This is a genomic window from Mesorhizobium sp. M1E.F.Ca.ET.063.01.1.1, assembly GCF_003998155.1.
Lineage (GTDB): Bacteria > Pseudomonadota > Alphaproteobacteria > Rhizobiales > Rhizobiaceae > Mesorhizobium.
Window position 1 is genome coordinate 1 of the sequence record NZ_RZSC01000910.1, and the last position, 2112, is coordinate 2112.

The 2112-nt window shown below is 67.5% G+C and carries 3 protein-coding genes; 1 reads left to right on the forward strand and 2 read right to left on the reverse strand.

The window, feature by feature from the left end; translation table 11 throughout:
* Positions 1-205: 205 nt before the first annotated feature.
* Positions 206-637, forward strand: coding sequence for a DoxX family protein (locus EOA29_RS34135; RefSeq protein ID WP_126094895.1), 432 nt, complete (start codon positions 206-208; stop codon positions 635-637).
* Positions 638-646: 9 nt separating this feature from the next.
* Here EOA29_RS34135 and EOA29_RS34140 read toward each other — a convergent pair whose 3' ends face one another.
* Positions 647-1429 (reverse strand): glucose 1-dehydrogenase, encoded by a 783-nt coding sequence (locus EOA29_RS34140; RefSeq protein ID WP_127222242.1) that lies wholly within the window; start codon positions 1427-1429, stop codon positions 647-649.
* On the reverse strand, positions 1416-2112 hold a 697-nt coding region (locus EOA29_RS34145), incomplete at its 5' end, for a zinc-binding dehydrogenase (protein ID WP_189479082.1). The genes EOA29_RS34145 and EOA29_RS34140, both read right to left, overlap by 14 nt.

Consider the following 2112-nt stretch of genomic DNA (forward strand, 5'->3'; position numbering starts at 1 on the left):
GGAGAGGTGGCCGCGAAGCGGCCGGAGAGGGGCTGGCACAGGCCTCGCTCCCTTAGGCAACAACTTTTGGGCGCCGCGGCGGTGGCGCCCGAAAACCGGAGCCGGCGTTCTCTCCCTCGCGCCGGCTCCGACCCTTTCCACCGTCAGTGCATGCGGCGCCACCCGCCCGGGCGGCGACCGCCTTCTTTCGAGAATGGAGCTGACCATGTCACCGACCGAACTCACCGAGAAGCTTCACGCCAGGGACGTGATCCTGCTTGCCGGCCGCCTGCTCCTATCCCTGATCTTCGTGCATGAAGGATTGCATCTTGCGGCCCATTTCGAGGGCGCTCAGAAGGCGATGGCCGTGCTCGGCGTCGGCACGCCGCTGCTTCTTGCCACCATCGCGCTGCAGCTCGGCGCCGGCCTGTCGGTCGCGCTCGGCGTCCTGGCGCGCCTCGGCGCGATCGGGCTCGGCCTGTTCTGCCTGATGACGGCCAGCCTCTTCCACACCAACTTCGCCAGCCAGAACGAGCTCTTGCATTTCGAGAAGGACTTGGCGATCGCCGGCGGCATGTTCATCCTGGCGCTCGCCGGCCCCGGCGGATTGTCGGTGGATAGGGTGCTGGCTGGATACGTGAAAAGCCTGCCGGTTTGACCGGCGCCCTCAGAACACGCTCGTGATCCCGCCATCCACCAGCAGCGTCTGTCCCGTCACGAAGCTGGCGGCGTCGGAGGCGAGGAACACGGCGGCGCCCGCGAGTTCCTCGACATCGCCCCAGCGCCGCATCGGCGTGCGGCCGGTGAGCCAGCCGGAGAATGTCTCGTCGGCGACGAGGGCGGCATTGAGCTCGGTCTTGAAATAGCCGGGGGCGATGGCGTTGACGCGCACGCCGTGCTGGCCCCATTCGCCGGCCATCGACTTGGTCAGCATGGTGATGGCCCCCTTGCTCGCCGCGTAAGGCGCGATCGAGGGGCGGGCAAGCACGCTCTGCACCGAGGAGACATTGATGATCGATCCCTTGCGCCGGGCGATCATGCCTTTCACCACGGCTCGGCTCACCTTGAACACGCCGTCGAGATTGGTCGCCATCAGTGCGTCCCAGTCGGCGTCGCTGAAACTTTCCAGCGGCGCGCGGCGCTGGATGCCGGCATTGTTGACCAGGATATCGATCGGGCCGGCACCGGCTTCCGTGGCCGCAATGGCGCTGTCCACCGACTGCGTGTCGGTCACGTCGATCACCGCCTCCGCCACCGTGTGGCCGTCGCCGCGTAGGCGGTCGCCGGCGGCTTTCAACTCCTCCGCCTTGCGGCCGCCGATCGTGACGCGCGCGCCGGCGCCGGCAAGCGCCTCGGCGAAGGCAAGCCCCAGCCCGCGGCTGGCGCCGGTTATGAAGGCATGTCTGCCCTCGAGGCCGAACAGGCGGCCGAGATAGTCAGTCGAATGCAATTTGCACCTTCATCGATTGCGATTTGTCGCTCGCCAGCTCGAAGGCTTTCCTCGCCTCGGCGAGCGGCAGCGTGTTGCTGAGCAGGGGCGCGACGTCGATGCTGCCCGAGCCGATCAAATCGACGGCCAGAGCGAATTCCGTGTCGAAGCGGAAGCTGCCCTTCAACGCGATTTCCTTGGTGACGATCATCGAAACCGAAAGCTCCGCGGTCGCGCCTTGCCCGACGGTGACCAGCGTGCTGCGCGGCTTGATGAAGTGCAAGGCGCTCGCCACCGTGGCGCCCTGGCCGGCGGCCTCGAAGATGACGTCGAAATAGCCCTTGCCGGCGGCGTAGACATTCATCCCGTCGGCGTGCCTGGCGACATTGATGGTGCGGTCGGCTCCGGCCTTCGCCGCATAGTCGAGAGGCTTGTCCTGGACGTCGGTGACGACGATCTCGCGCGCGCCGGCGAAGCGCGCGGCAAGCACCAAAAGCGTGCCGATCGGGCCGGCGCCCATGATCAGCACCCGGCTGCCATAGACTGGCGCCTGGGCCACCGCATGCAGCGTCACCGCAAGCGGCTCGGCGAAGGCGCCGGCGGAAGGGTTGGAGCCCGTCGTGAGCGGCACGGCATTTTCGGCGCGGCAGATCAGATGCTCGGCAAAGCCGCCTTGCACATGCGGCGTGCGCATCGCCGAGCCC